Source organism: Catellatospora sp. NPDC049111, from assembly GCF_040648615.1.
Classification (GTDB): domain Bacteria; phylum Actinomycetota; class Actinomycetes; order Mycobacteriales; family Micromonosporaceae; genus Catellatospora; species Catellatospora aurea.
Map to the genome: position 1 here is coordinate 221975 of NZ_JBEZEB010000008.1, position 15679 is coordinate 237653.

Annotated in this window: 4 protein-coding genes; 3 read left to right on the top strand and 1 reads right to left on the bottom strand. The window is 67.7% G+C overall.

Annotated elements, in window-relative coordinates:
- Positions 1 to 330: 330 nt before the first annotated feature.
- The gene (locus AB0B66_RS15215) at positions 331 to 723 is read right to left on the bottom strand and encodes a hypothetical protein (protein WP_360528855.1); all 393 of its coding nucleotides are present in this window, start codon (positions 721 to 723) and stop codon (positions 331 to 333) included.
- A 1121-nt stretch (positions 724 to 1844) separates the two neighbouring features.
- Here AB0B66_RS15215 and AB0B66_RS15220 point away from each other — a divergent pair.
- The 3 genes from AB0B66_RS15220 (at position 1845) to AB0B66_RS15230 (ending at position 15679) form a co-directional block, all read left to right on the top strand.
- Positions 1845 to 5018, top strand: coding sequence for a DNRLRE domain-containing protein (locus AB0B66_RS15220; protein ID WP_360528858.1), 3174 nt, complete (start codon positions 1845 to 1847; stop codon positions 5016 to 5018).
- Between the two features lie 119 nt (positions 5019 to 5137).
- The gene (locus tag AB0B66_RS15225) at positions 5138 to 8689 is read left to right on the top strand and encodes a LamG domain-containing protein (RefSeq protein ID WP_360528861.1); all 3552 of its coding nucleotides are present in this window, start codon (positions 5138 to 5140) and stop codon (positions 8687 to 8689) included.
- Positions 8690 to 9004: 315 nt separating this feature from the next.
- Positions 9005 to 15679, top strand: a complete 6675-nt coding sequence (locus tag AB0B66_RS15230; protein WP_360528864.1) for a polymorphic toxin-type HINT domain-containing protein — start codon at positions 9005 to 9007, stop codon at positions 15677 to 15679.

Here is a 15679-nt window from a genome sequence, read left to right on the forward strand (position 1 = left end):
ACCTCGCGCAGCGGCATGACCGGATGCGCACATCTGGCGCATACCATGCGCGGGCACGCGAGAGTGGATCAAGTTACAGGACGGCCGTTCGGGGTGGCGAGGCCGGCACGAGCTGGGTTGCGTGGCATGCGCCGCCCTCACGATCCTGTCCGCGTGACAGAGGCTCGTCAGCGATTAACGCCAGCGAGTTTCTTCGATCATCGGTGGGCGAATCCGCTCCACAATCGTTCCATGTCAATGAGCAAGACTGTTTGTGGTCAGCGCTGATCGGATTTGACGACCCGGCGCCAGTGGCCGGGGCCACTGGCGCCGCTGCGCGTCCGACATGGGTCAGAGCTTGGTCGGGTAGCGGTAGCCCTGGTCGTAGAGTTGCTTGCGGTAGGCCGCATTGCTGTCCCAGTTGTTGGGGTACGTCTGCTTGCTGTACGCGGGTGCCAGGGCGACCAGCCACGCCGGCGTCGGGGCCTCCGTGCCCTTGAAGCCCGGGACGAAGACCTTGCCGCTGGAATTGGGTTTGCCACTCTCCACGTGCACGTGCGCCTGCACGATGTAGCGCCACCCGCTGAGCACCACCTCGTAGCTGTAGCAGAACGAGCCGTCGAAGCTGTAGTTCTTGTCCAGCGAGTCGTAGTAGTGCAGCAGGCTGTGCGTGGGCTGGGCGGCGTCCCAGGCGGCGAAGACCTCCTGGAACGTGTTCGGGGGCTGGGCATTGGAGCTGGTCACGATGTCCTCCTCGTCGCTGCACCGTCCGGTGACGGCTTACGTAAGGGACAGATGGCGTCGCGGTGCCCGCGGATACCTCCCGTCGGTTTCCCGACGTCCTGCCTCGTCCGGGTGAATATTGCGTCGTTGCGAAGTCCCAGCTCGGTGAGCTGGGACTTCGCTCGTTCGTCGATGTCGGTAGGGGCGTATGTGCGGGTGATGCCCGATTGGTCTGGCACGAACCACCGTAAGCGGGGCCGAGGTTTCTGCCTGCCGCCCTGTAGTCGCCCCGGCCGGCTCCATCCGCACACGGTCACGTTCGCTGCCCCTATCGCCACACGACGGACCGGGATCGCTGACTGTGCAGCAGTCGAGCAGTGGGGTGAACCGCCGCACCCGTCCCTGGACCGTGACGTGATCGGCCTCGACCTCGCGCTCGACACGATCGTGAGCGGGGCGATGACTTCACTGCTCGGGTCATGCATGACGGCAGCGGCGCCCCGGGCGGCGATGTCCGCGACGTCCGCGTTCTCGGTGACTGTCGCCTTGTCCGTGTCCAGGTCGTATGCCACCAAGCCGTTGTCGGAACTTGTCACAGCTGAGCATGTGCTTGGTGACGACGTGGTGGCCCAGCCGGATGAATCACCGGCCGCACTCCAGACACTGCGACCAGCCGCTCTCTGCTGGCGCACACCAGGTTTCACCTGGTAGATGGTCCGAGGCGGAGGTGGTCACGGGCACCAGATTGTGGTGATCTTGCCGTGGCATCCTGCCGGATGACCTGCTGCTCGTGTGGCATCGATACCGAACGGTGCTGATGGATTTCGGTCGTGGTGGCGGCCCGTCTCGCAGTGGCCGATGGCCAGGCCCTGGTGGCGCATGTGAAACATCTCACATGGCGCTCCCGCACTTTCGGGGCGGTCCCTGCGTCGCCTACCGAAAGTGATCGATCGTGGTCGTGGTGTATCCACCATTGGTTGCTGTGAACATATGGATCAAGTCGAGTCCGGATTGGTCGAAGTCGAGGGGACAGCGGGCGCGGGCTGTTTGGCATAGCGTGCCGCTCCAAGCGTTCTTGGAGGTTGGTCATGCGGGGTCTGCTCCCGGTTGGGCGGCGGAGGATGAGTCGGTCGCTCGGTGCCATGTCGGCATCGATCGTCACGACGATCGGCTTACTGGTGGTGCCGGCGTCGGCTGAAGAGCCGTCCGCGCCCTCCACGCCGATGGTGGTCGAGTCGACCGATGGTGGTGGTGTCGACCTGGTGGCACGGGCGCAGGCAGACGCGTCGGCGGCTGCCCACGCATCGGGGCGGCGGGTGCAGGTCGATGAGCTGACGTCGGAGACGACGGAGGTCTGGGCGCTGCCGGAGGGTGGCTTCGAGGCGACCTTGAGCGCAGGCCCGGTGCGGGTCAGGCGGGACGCGGGCTGGGTGCCGATGGACCTGAATCTGGTCAAGGATCCCGTCGACGGTTCGATCCGGACGGTGGCCGACCCGTACGACACCCGCTTTGCGGGCGCACAGCATGCGGGTTCTCACGTGCTTGCCGCGTTCGGGAAGGGTGATGACCGCCTCTCGGTAGGTTGGGACGGTGCGCTGCCAGAGCCGGTGCTGCAGGCCAACAAGGCGACCTACGTCGACGCGCGGCCTGGGGTCGACCTGGTGGTGGAGGCGACTGGCACGGGTGTGGAGACCTTCCTGGTCGTGAAGAGCCCGGCTGCGGTGAATCAGGTGCGTGAGGTCGTGTTCCCGGTCACCGGCAAGAACGCGGCGTCGTTCGGGCGTGACCTGCACGGTAACGCGACGATCGTGGACGGGGCGGGTCGCGCGGTGGCGGAGGTGCCGGCGCCGGAGATGTGGGATGCGGCCCGCACACCGGCCAACGACCCGGCACGCAAGAGCGTGGTGAATTCGCGGGCGTCGGCGGTGGCGCAGCGTGCGCGGTCGCAGCAGGCCGAGCCTGGTCTGGAATTGCGGATGACCCCGGATGTGGCGTGGATGACCGATGCGGCGACCTCGTGGCCGGTGGTGATCGACCCGACGATCAACGCTCTCACCAACGCCTACGACATCTACGTCATGCAGAACGACACCACCCACAACGGTGGCAACAGCGACATGCACTTCGGGCACATCTCTACCGGGACTGCGCGGGCGTTCATCCGCTGGGACAGCAGCGTGCTGGTGGGGGCTTCGATCACGTCGGCGTCGCTGCAGCTGTTCAACTATTACTCGGGGACGTGTTCGCCCCGGTCGTGGCAGGTGTGGACCACCGGCTCGATCCCCAACGGGGTCTTGTGGGACAACCAGCCCCTCTGGATCACCAATCAGAGCAGTTCGACGGCGACGACGGGTTTTGACACCTCCTGTGGCGACGGGTGGGTGTCGGTGGACGCCTTGAACTTCTTCCAAGCGGCTGCCACTGCCGGCGATGCGAGCGCGGACATGGGCATCCGGGCAGGGAATGAGACGGACTCGTCCTATTGGAAGCAGGTGCGTGCCAACCACGCCAGCTACCTGGACTTCGCCCCGAAGGCGACAGTGACCTACAACTCATACCCGACGGTCGGGAGCCGGTCGACCCTCCCTGCCACCGCGTGTGTGACCGGCACCGGCCGGCCTGTGATCAACACCGTGACGCCGCAGCTGTCCGCGGTGATATCCGATGTCGATGCGGGCGCATCGGTGAAGGCCGAGTTCGAGTGGTGGGCCGTCGGCGGCGGAGCCAAGATCGGTTCGGCGGTCACCGGTGCCGCAGCCTCTGGAACGGCGTTGTCCACGACGGTGCCCTCGGGCGCTTTCACGGAGGGCGGCATCTACCAGTGGCGGGTACGCGGCAATGACGGCAGCCTGAACGGCAGCTGGTCTGACTACTGTGAGTTCCAGGTGATGGTCCTGCCCCCGCCCGTGCCGGGTTGCGGGAGCGGCGTGGCCGGTGACTTCAACGGTGACGGGGTGCGCGATGTGCTCATCGCCGATCCGATGGCCACGGTGAACGGCGACGCGGAAGCGGGCTTGGTGCGGATCGTCAACGGCTCCGACGGCGCCACCCGCGCCATCACCGAGGACGACACTGAGGTGATCGGAGACTCCGAGCCCGGGGACAGGTTCGGGCAGACGTTCGCGATCTATGACGCGAACCTCGACGGCTGCGCGGACGTGGCGGTCGGGGTCCCGTTCGAGGACATCGGGTCGATCATTGACGCCGGCCAGGTGCATCTGCTGTTCGGTTCGCCGTCGGGGTTGAACAAGAGCACCAGCGCGCCGGCGATCCTGTACGAGCAGGGCACCAACGGTGTGCCGGGCACGAAGGCCGCCAACGACAACTTCGGCTTCTCCCTGGCCGCGGGCCAGACCGCGGCTGGCCAGCCGTTCCTGGTCGTGGGTGCGCCCGGCGATGACGTGGGCGGCTACGAGGACGCCGGAGTGGTGCACTACTTCCGTGGCTCGGTGAAGGTCGCGTTCGACCAGACCAATGGCGGCGGCGGCAACGCCGAGACGGATGACAGGTTCGGCTACGCGGTCGCGGCGTCTCCGTACCACATCGCGGCCTCGGCCCCAGGCGAGGGCATGGATGTGAACACGCAGTTCGCAGGTCAGGTCAATGTTTACAGCCACACGCTGACCAGCAATCTGCCCACCAAGACCGGTGTGGTCAACCAGGACAGTTCGGGGGTGTCCGACGCCATGGAGGCGGGTGACACGTTCGGCAAGTCGATCGCGATGGCATCGTTCTGGCCGGCGGGCGACTCGCTGCTGGTGGTCGGCGTGCCCGGCGAGGACGCCGTGCCGGGCGCGGACGCGGGCATGATCCACGAGTTTCGCATGTCGGGCACGACCCTGACGCAGGTCGTTTCGCTGAATCAGGAGACGTCCGGGATCTCGGGCAGCAGCGAAGCGGGCGACCTGTTCGGCGAGAAGGTGCTGGTCGTGAATACGGACCCGGGCGTTGCGCCTACCGCGGCGACGTTGCAGGTGGCGGTGGGGGTGCCTGGCGAGGATCTGGGGACCGTTCTGGACGCGGGTTCGATCCGCGTGTTCGCCGGTGGCGTCGGGACGATCACCAGTGATGTGGTGGTGGAGCGGGCCGCGACGGCGAACCTGCCGGGCACACCCGGCATGCGGGAGTTGGTCGGTCTGAGCATGGGCGCCTCGGCGACCGAGCTCTATGTCTCGTCGCCGTATGCGAACCGGGCGGTCTGGGCCCTGCCCTGGTCGTCGCTCGCCGTCGGCACCGTGGCGCTGTCGGCGACATGGGCACCTGGTGCCGGAGGCATCCCGGCTGGTGCGGTCACGTTCGGCACGCAGGTCGGGTGAAGCGGGCGATGACGCAGCAGGATCAGACGAAGGTGAAGGCGACGAGCACGGTGGGGATGGCTGGTATGAGTTCGCGGTGGCGGGCACGCGGTGCGGCGTCCGCGGTGGTGGTCGGGTTGGTGGCTGCCACACTCTGGGCGGCGGCACCCGGCCGCGACCAAGGCAGCCGACCACAGGCATTGGGCCCGGACGGTGTCGGGGCGGCGAGCGCGCCGTGGACCGAGCCGCAGGCGGTGGCTGCCGCCCGCAAATCGGGTAAGCAGGTGGAGGTGGCGGCCAAGGGCACCGGCCGTCAGGTGACGTATGCGAATCCGGATGGTTCGTTCACGCACGAGTCGCATGCCGCGCCGTTCCGTGTCATGCAGCGCGGCAAGTGGGTGCCGGTCGACACGACCATGGTCCGGTACAAGGACGGCAGCGTCGGGCCGAAGGCAGCCGAGACGCCGATGCGGTTCTCCGGCGGCGGCACCATGCCCCTTGCCACCATGTCACGCGCAGGTCGCGTGATGTCGCTGTCGTGGCCGGCAGCGTTGCCGGAGCCGGTGCTGTCGGGCGACGCGGCGACCTACCGCAACGTCTTCCCGGACGTCGATCTAGTCGTGCATGCCACGGCGACCAGCTACACCCACGTGCTGGTGGTCAAGACACCGCAAGCGGCGGCCCTGCCGCAGATCAAGTCGGTGACCTACGGGCTGCAGGGGACCAATCTGACGTTCTCGGCCGACGCCGAGGGCCGTCTGGTCGCCAAGGACACAGGGTCCGGCGGTGTGGTGTTCGCGTCGCCGACGCCGAAGATGTGGGACTCCGGTGACCCGGCCGAGGCCGCAACGGCCGGTGCCGACGTCGAGCCGACGCGGTCTGCTCCCGAGTCGGCGCGTCGCGCCGAGGTCGGAGTGGAGGTCGACGGCGGGACGCTGCGGTTGACCTCGGACGCGCGCCTGCTGGCGGATGCGAGTGCGCGCTACCCGCTCTACATCGACCCGATGACCGCCCCGAACAGCAACAGCTCGTGGGCGATGGTCGACTCCGGTTACCCGAAGGAGGAGTACTGGAAGTTCGACGGGGACCGCGACCAGCGCATCGGCCTGTGCAACCGGACCGATTCCGGCAACAAGTGCAACAACTCATACATCAAGCGTCTGCTGTATGCGATCCCGACCCCGTATCAGGACGACACCATCGTCGTGTCCAGCGCCACCTTCAAAGTCACGATGGTGGCTACCTACGACGGCTCGGCGCGCAACGCCTCGCTGTATCGCATGGGTGCGGGTATCACCTCGGCCACCAACTGGGACAACCAGCCGGCGTGGAGCAAGAAGCAGGACACCCAGGACCCGACGGTCTCCCAGGGTTCGTGCACGACGACGAACCAGAACGTCACCTTCACCGCCACCGGTGCCGCGCAGGAGGCGGCGGCCAACAACTGGTCGACGACCACCTTCGGCATCCGCGCCGACGACGAGGGCAGCAAGTATTTCATCAAGCGGTTCTGCGACAACGCGGTGCTGTCGGTGACCTACAACCGGCCGCCGGCCATGCCGACCAACCTGACGTCCAACCCCGGTGGCGCCTGCAAGACCGGCACCCCGGACAACACCTGGTACGTGTCGAGTGTGCCGAAGCTGTCGGCGTACCTGGCCGACCCGGAGACCGACGCGGCTGAGCCGCTGACCGCGACGTTCACCGTCACCTGGACCCCGCCGGGCGGCAGCCTGCAGACCAAGACGTGGACGTCGGGGGAGAAGGCCAACAAGTCGACGTTCGACTACAACCTGGCCGACGCCGCCACCGGTGCGCCGAACCTGCCGGAGAACGTGGTCGTGTCCTGGAAGGTACAGGCATCCGACGGCACAGCCACCAGCCTTGTCAGTGCGACCTGTGGGTTCATCCTGGACAAGACCAAGCCGGTGGGTTCTGACATCGACTCGGCGGAGTTCCTCGCCTCGGACGCGGCCGACAACACGCCGGCGTGTGTGGAGTCAGGTGAGTGGATTGACGGTGCGGGTCGGTACGGCACGTTCACCTTCGATTCCGCGGCCGCCGACGTCGTGTCGTACAAGTACGGCTTCGACACCAACCCGTCGCCGAGCAACGTGCTGACCCCGACCGCCAACGGCGGGCCGGTCAGCGTGAGCTGGGCGCCGATGACCGAGGCGCCGCACTTCGTCACCGTGATCGCGGTCGACGCGGCCGGCAAGGAGAGCGACACCTCCGTCTGCAACTTCAACGTCGCAGCCGGGGATCCATCGATCGCACAGTGGAACCTCGCCGACGCGCCCGGCTCGACCCAGGCCGCCGACGAGCGCGGCACCAACCCCGCGTCGGCTGGGCCCGGGGTCACGTTCGGCCAGCCCGGGCCGGGCGGTGCGGCGCACCCGTCGGTGCAGCTGACGGGCAGCAGCACCGACAGCTACCTGGCGACCTCCGCGACCGGGCTGGTCGACACGGCCCGCCCGTTCACGGTCGCGGCGTGGGTGAAGCTCGATGATCTGACCGCCTACCGGGCTGCGGTGTCGCAGGACGGCAGCGGTGTGCCGGGCTTCTACCTCGGGTTCAGCCCGGCCAGCAGCAAGTGGCTGTTCGGCATCCCGGACATGGACGTCAACGCCTTCCGCGACTGGCAGGTCACCAGCACCGAGGTCGTCACCGCCCAGACCGGCTGGACCCACCTCGCTGTGGTCTTCGACCCGGTCAAGGACACCATGTCGATGTACGTCAACGGCAGGCTGTCCAACACCGCCGCGGCACGCTCGCAGTGGGCCTCGCACGGCAACTTCCACCTCGGCCGCCGCGTCACGAAGACCGGTTACGCGTGGGGCTGGAACGGTGGGCTGGCCGACGTGGCCGTATACGACCGGCTGGCTACGCCTGCTGAGATCGGCGCGCTGGCCACGCCGCGACTGCAGCGCCAGGTGTACTGGGCGCTGGACAGCGCCGACGTGCCCGACGACAACCCCGGCGTGTTCGTCAGCGCCGAGACCGTCGTCGACGGCGCCACCCCGGACGAGACGAAGGAACTGACGCTGTACAACGGTGCCGCGCTGATGGTGCCCGACCCCGACGACCCGTTCGCCGAGCCGGCCCTGGCCGGTGCCGGGCACATGGTCCTCGACGGCGGTGACGATTACGCCGCCAGCACCAAGCCTCTGGTCGGACAGACCGGCAGCTTCTCGGTCGCGGCACGGGCGCGGCTGGCCGCGGCGTGTGCCTCCGACCAGGTCGTGTTGTCGCAGCCGGGCGCGGAGGTCAGCCGGTTCCAGGTCAAGTGCGTCGACATCGGTGGTGGACAGCCGCGCTGGCAGCTAAGCGTGGCCGCAGGCGACGACACCGCCACCGCGACGACGGTCGTGGTCGACGACACGCACCTGCCCGATCCCAGCGACCCGCTGGGACAGCACCTGGTCGTCACCTACAACGCGTTCACCAAGGACGTGCTGCTCTATGTCAACGGTGAGCTGGCCGCCAGCGCGATGGGCAGCCACACCCCGGTGTGGGACGGCCCCGACAACGGCGTCCAGGTCGGCCGCGCCCTGCTGGACGGCACCACGGCCACGCCGACATACGGAGGCTACTTCTCCGGTGTCCTCGACGAGGTCCGCGTCTACAGCGGCGTGCTCGACGAGACCACAGTCATCCGACTGGCTAGCACCACGGCCCAGTCCGACCTGTAGCACCGACATCCAGTGGCCGGCACCCCTGCGGGGGTGTCGGCCACTGGCTTCACCCATCCTTATCGACCATCAAGGTGGTGCTGACGCGTGTCGTCACAACGGCGATTCCGACTACATTTCTCACCAGGGCGGCCTGTGCGTCCGTTGGCCGCGGCCATAGCCTTGGCGCTGGTGGCGGGTCTGGCGCAGGTGCCGGCACCCGCGCCTGCGGCGGCTGACGAGGGCCGTCCCGCGGTTCAGGCGCAACCAGCTGCCGCGCGGGGCGCCGCCCTTCCGGCGGAGGCGCCTGCGCAGGATCCGACGGCGGACAAGACCATGGTGCGCGCGGATGCCGTGGCATGGCCCACGGCGGCGGCGGTCGAGATCGACGCGGTAGCGGTGGATGCGAAATTCGCCGCCGTCGGCGGTCTGGCTGTGGACGTGTCCCGGGCCGAAGGGCTGTCCGGTGCGGTCTCGCGGTCTGCTCAGGGCACCCCGCAGCGGGCCCGGGTGCAGGTCTTCGACCGGCCGGTGTCGAAACGGCTCGGGGTGGACGGCCCGGTGCTGCAGGTGTCGCGTGCCGACGGCGTCGATGCGGTCGGGCAGGTGAGCCTCTCGGTGCGGTACGCCGGCTTCGAGCACGCGATCGGCGGTGACTGGGGGGCGCGGCTGCGGCTGGTGAAGCTGCCGGCCTGCGCGCTGACCTCGCCGGATCGGGCGGAGTGCCGGAGGGCCACACCGCTGGCCTCGGTGAACGACACGTCGGCTCGTACGGTGACCGCCGAGGTCGATGCGGCAGCCGGCGCGACCGGCGCGACGGTCCTGGCGATGTCGGCCGGTGCCTCCTCGACGCAAGGGGACTTTGCGGCGACCAAGCTGGCGCCGTCGTCGTCGTGGAGCACGGCGCTGGCGTCGGGCGGCTTCTCCTGGAGCTACCCGATCGAGGTGCCGGCCGTCCCGGGTGGCCTTCAGCCGCAGGTCGGGCTGTCCTATTCGTCGCAGGCGGTGGACGGGCGCACTTCGATGACCAACAACCAGGGTTCATGGATCGGTGAGGGCTTCACCTACGAGCCGGGCTACATCGAGCGCAGGTACAAGCCGTGTGCCGACGACGGCCACGAGAACGCCGCGGATCAGTGCTGGGCGTTCCACAACGCGACGATCATGCTCGGCGGCAGGTCCGGGACCCTGGTCAAGGTCAACGACAACCTGTGGAAGCTCTCCTCCGACGACGGCTCGAGGATCGAGCGCCTGACCGGCGCCGTCAACGGCGACGACGACGGGGAGCACTGGCGGGTCACCACGACCGACGGCACGCAGTACTACTTCGGCAAGAACCGGCTGCCGGGCTGGTCGGCGAACAAGGAGGAGACCGAGTCGGTCTGGACGGTGCCGGTCTTCGGCGACGACTCCGGCGAACCGTGCAACAAGTCCTCCGGCTTCGACGACTCCTACTGCGACCAGGCGTGGCGATGGAACCTCGACTACGTCGTCAACCCGCGCGGCAGCGTGATCTCCTACTTCTATGACCGGGAGGTCAACTACTACGCCCGCGGCGCGCGGATCACCATCGACGGGACGAAGTACCACCGCGGCGGATACCTCGCGCGGATCGACTACGGCCAGCGCGATCAGCAGGTCTACAGCACGAAGGCGCCGGCCCGGGTGGTGTTCGACACGGTTGAGCGCTGCATCCCGGCCGCCGGGGTGGACTGCGATGCCGAGGACCTGAACGAGGACACCGCCGCCTCCTGGCCCGATGTCCCGGAGGACCTGATCTGCGCCGCGGGCACGCACTGCGAGATCGGTCAGGCATCGGCCTCGTTCTTCACCCGCAAGCGCTTGGTGAAGATCCAGACGGAGATCAGCAACGGCGCCTCCTGGACCCCGGTCGCCTCATGGGCTCTGGAGCACGCTTTCAAGGTCAACGACGACGCGTCCCGTACGCTGTGGCTCAAGAAGATCACCAAGTCAGGGCACCGCGACGGCGTCACGCTGACCATGCCCGCCACCGAGCTCGACGGCATCCAGCTGCCCAACCGGATCGACCTGGACGACGACAACTTCGGCCCGCTGATCCGCTACCGACTCGCCACGGTCAAGACCGACACCGGTGCCCAGATCACGATCAACTACAAGGCGCCGGACTGCGCCAAGGACAACCTGCCCGACCCGGAGACGTCCACCAGGCGCTGCTACCCGATCATCTGGAACCCGCTCGGCGGCGGTGAGGACGACGAGGTCACCGACTGGTTCCACAAGTACGTCGTGGACAACGTGGTCGTCGACGACCTGCTCGGCGGCTCGAACAACCTGGACATGGTCAGCGCCTACGAGTACGTCGGCGACGCGGCCTGGCGCAAGGGCGAGCCGGACGGCATCACCAAGAACGAGGACCTGAGCTGGAACAACTGGCGCGGCTACGCGAAGGTCATCGTCCGCACCGGTGACGGGCAGTCCATGCCGGGTCGGGCCGACCACTACTTCCTGCGCGGCCTGAGCGGCGGTGAGAAGGCCGACGGCAGCAAGCCGACGGTCACGGTGACGGACTCCGCCGGCACCTCCTACACCGACCACGACGAGTGGTCCGGGCACGAATTGGAGACGGTCCTCTACAACGGGGCCGACATCGTCACCAAGACGATCAACCAGCCGTGGCGGCACGTCACTCGGACCCAGACCGAGAGCTGGGGCTCCAACATCTCCGCGTTCGTCCGCACCGACGTGGTGCGCAACTTCACCGCGATGCCCGTCGACGCCCAGGGCAACCCGGTGTGGCGGGAGACCAGGACCGAGACCGAGTACGACCCCACGTGGGGCCGCCCGGTGGCCGTTGACGACCTCGGCGAGACCGGTGCCGGCAAGAGCGGCGACGACCGGTGCACCCGGACCTATTACCGCGACAATCCCACCACGTATCTGTACAGCTACGCCAACCGCACCCAGACGGTGTCGGTCAACTGCGACGTCGCCAACCCGAACCTGGCCACCCAGCTGATCTCCGCCACGCGCACCAGCTACGACCTGAAGGCCTGGGACGAGGCCCCCACCAAGGGCGTCGTCACCCGGTCGGAGAACCTTCACCACTTCGACGGCACGAACATCGTGTACACCACCGAGAGCGAGGTGACCGACGTCGACGACTTCGGTCGGCCGGAGGCGATGAAGGACGCGCTCGGGCACACCACCACGACTCAGTACGTCGACGTCAACGGGCTGGCCGCCCAGATCGCGACGACGCGTGCCCTGCCCGGTTTCAGCACCACGACCGTCGTCGACCCGCCGACCGGGCAGCCGCTGTACCTGATCGACGTCAACGGCAAGCGCACCGACCTGGCCTATGACGCGCTCGGCCGGCTGACCGACGTCTGGCTGCCCAACCGCAGCAAGGCCTCCGGTGCCACCCCCAACCGCAAGTTCGGCTACCAGGTGCGCAACGACAAGACCTCGGTCGTGAGCACTTACACGATCAAGAACGACGGCACCTACCAGGTCGGCTACGAGCTCTACGACGGCCTGCTGCGACCCAGGCAGAAGCAGATGCCAGGGCCGGGCGGCTGGCTGCTGACCGACACCTTCCACGATGGCAACGGCCAGGCGTACAAATCCAACGACGTCTACCTGGCGACCGGCGTGGCCGGGGACATACCGCTGGTGACGGCGGAAGGCGCGGTCAACGGCCAGCACACGTTCACCTTCGACGGCGTGGGCCGAGCGATCCTCGACACGTTCTCCATCGCCGGGGACGAGAAGTGGTCGGCGTCCACGACGTACGCGGGCGACCGCACGCACGTCGACCCGCCGGTCGGCGGCGTGCCGACCACCACGGTCTGGGACGCCCGAGGCCAGATGACGGAGCTGCACCAGTACCACGGCGAGAGCCCGACCGGCCCCGCCGACGTCACCGAATACACCTACACCCCGGCTGGTCAGCTCGCGACGCTGACCGACCCGCAGGACAACGTCTGGCGCTACCACTACAACCAGCGCCAGCTCCAGGAGACCATCGAGCACCCCGACTCCGGCGACACCCGCTACGTGTACGACGACGCGGGCCGGGTGACCTCGGTGACCGACGGTCGCGACGTCAAGGTGTCCTACCGCTACGACGCGCTCGGCCGCAAGACCGAGACCTGGCAGGGCGAACTCGATTCCGGGCTACAGCTGTCGGCCTGGGTCTACGACGCGCCCGGCAACCTTGGCGAGCTCTACTACAGCAGGCGCATCAACCAGGGTCAGAACTACTACACCATCTACCTGACCCGTGACGAGCTGTACCGGCCGACGAAGACCCGCTACTCCTTCCCCAGCGCCGCGGCCGGGGTCGGCTCCCTGTTGGGCAAGAACTACGACTACTCCGCCGCGTACAACACCGACGGCACGCTGCAGTCGTTCGGCGTGCCCGCCGCGGGCGGTCTTCCTGCCGAGGCGTTGGCGGCGACCTACGACGACCTGCTTCGGCCGACCGCACTGACCGGGGCCACCACCTATGTGACCTCGACCCTCTACAGCAACGTCGGAGAGCTGCTGCAGACCGAGCTCTACACCGGCAGCGGCAAGAAGGCCTGGCTGACCTGGAATTACGAGCGCGGCACCGGCCGCCTCACCAGCACGAAGATCAACCGTCAGAACGTGCCCGTGTTCGACATGGACGCGAAGTACACCTACGACGAGTCAGGCAACGTCCTGTCCATCGCCGACCTTCCGGTCGGCGGCACCCGTGACATCCAGTGTTTCGAGTACGACTACCTGAACCGCATCACGGCGGCGTGGTCGACCGCGAGCAGCACCAAGACCTGCGACGACGGCGTCACGCAGACCGGCGTGGGAGGTCCGGCCCCCTACCACCACAGCTGGACCTTCGACAAGGTCGGCAACCGCAAGACCGAGACCATCCACTCGCTCACCGGCGGCACCGACACCGAGCGCACCTACGTCTACCCGGCGCAGGGCGAAGGACAGAATCGGCCGCACAGCCTGACCCGGGTCGACGAGACCGGGCCCGGGGGCGACCGCACCTTCCGTTACGACTACGACGCCGGCGGCAACACCATCTGCCGCCCGAACACGACGACGACCACCAACGACTGCACAATCGGCAGCCAGGTCGCGCAGCAGTCCCTCACCTGGGACGCCGAGGGGCACCTCGCCTCGAGCACCCCGACGGGCGGCCAGCCGACCACCTACATCTACAACGCCGAGGGCACCCGGATCGCCCGCAAGGACCCGGGTGGCAACACCACGCTGTTCCTGCCGGGCATGGAACTGACCCAGACCGGCACGGTCGTCACCGGCACCCGCTCCTATGGGTTCGGCGGCCATACGGTCGCGGTGCGCAACTCCACCGGGATCTACTTCCAGGGCGCCGATCACCACGGCACCGCCAGCGCCTCGATCAAGGCAAGCGACGGTGCGATCTCCTGGCGCCGCACGACGCCCTACGGCACCTCCCGCCAGCCGACCGCGCCCGCCTTCTGGCCCGACCGCAAGGGCTTTCTCGGCGCGGAGGAGGACCCGACCGGCCTGACCCACCTCGGAGCCCGTGAGTACGATCCCCGACTCGGGCGGTTCATCAGCGTCGACCCGCTGCTGAACCCGACCGAGCCGCAGCAGTGGCACGGCTACGCCTACGCCAGCAACAGCCCCATCATCAAGAGCGACGCGACCGGCCTGGTCGAGAAGCAAGCCGATGACATGAACTACCCCGACACGACTGGCACCTCGATCAACACCATCGTCCTCGACAACGGGACCGAGCTGACGATCATTCGGGAGAACACGGACTTCACCTACTGTATCGACGGTTACTGCCTGCTCAACCAGGACGTGCACGATCCTTTCCGGCTGGCCAAGGAGTACGACAAGGCCAAGGCCGGATGGCTCAAGAGCCGCAAGGACGGCGGTGGCAATCGCGAGCTGTCCGATCTGGAGATCCTCATCATCCTGGAGACCGCCTGCAACAACGCCAACATGGGCGGGGCGCAGGGCTGCTCCCAGGCCATGATCATGGAGGTCGGCACTCAAGCTGCCGCATTGGCCCAGATGGAGATGGGCAACGAGTCGGGATGGCTGCAATGGGCGGCCATCGTGATCAGCATGTTGCCCACTGGCGGCTGGGGCAGCACGGGCTGCCGGGGCTTCGGGCGCAACCCGGTGGTCCGCACCGCCGGCCGTGGCTACAGTTTCTCGGCCGACACCGAGGTGCTGCTCGCCGACGGAAGCTCCAAGCCGATCAAGGATCTCGTTGCGGGCGAACGGGTGCTGGCCACCGATCCGGAGACCGGTGAGACCAGCGCCGAGACGGTCACCGTGCACCACATCAACACCGACGACATGCTCACCGACCTGACGGTGCAGGACGGCGCCGACCGCCACGTCATCGACACCACCTGGGATCACCCCTTCTGGTCGCAGACCCGCGAGAGCTGGGTCGACGCGGCCGAGCTGGCACCCGGTGAGCAGCTGCGCACCCGGGACGGCGACCTCGTGACCGTGGCCGGGGTGCACAACCACCTCGGCCCGAAGACCATGTACAACCTGACGGTCGACGACCTGCACACGTACTACGTGCTCGTCGGCGATGAGGCAGTGCTGGTCCACAACAATCCCGGCCCGGCGCCCGTTCCCGACTTCATCCAAGACGCCATCCAGCTCATCGAGAACGGGAGCCAGCCTCAGCGGGTGGACCAGCACGGAAATCTCGACTTCTACAAGGGCAAGGACGCACCCAAGGGAGTCAAGGCATACTGGTATAACGCAGAGATCTACGAGGTTCCGGGCCTTCCGCCGGGTACGGAGAACGACTGGCGCGTGATCCGTACGAAGAAGAACGGACAGTGGACCTACGGGTGGGTCGCCCCCACGGGCTGGCCCAAGGCGGGCAGCAAGGGGGCCGGCCACAACTACCAGCGCATCTACTCGTACGGTGCGTTCAAGCCGCCGGTCGGCGGCGGCACCGGCGGTGCCGGATGCAACACGGCAGGCGTTAATGCGCCAGGAGGAACCCCCTGA